Here is a 276-nt window from a genome sequence, read left to right on the forward strand (position 1 = left end):
TCGACCTGATGCGTCACGTGCGTGAGAACGGCACTTTCCAGGCAGACCGCACCGGCACCGGCACCTACAGCGTGTTCGCCCACCAGATGCGTTTCGACCTGGCCGACGGCTTTCCCCTGGTGACCACCAAGAAGTGCCACCTGCGCTCGATCATTCACGAGTTGCTGTGGTTTCTGCAGGGCGACACCAACATCAAGTACCTGAAGGACAACGGCGTACGCATCTGGGACGAGTGGGCTGACGAAAACGGCGACCTCGGCCCGGTATACGGCTACC

The 276-nt window shown here is 61.2% G+C and carries 1 protein-coding gene; it reads left to right on the forward strand.

Annotation, left to right across the window (positions count from 1 at the left end; genetic code table 11):
* Window positions 1–8: 8 nt before the first annotated feature.
* A partial coding sequence (gene thyA, locus AC0IW9_RS30785) for a thymidylate synthase (protein ID WP_471652104.1) occupies window positions 9–276 on the forward strand: 268 nt, incomplete at its 3' end.

It is taken from the genome of Belnapia sp. AC561, assembly GCF_979252845.1.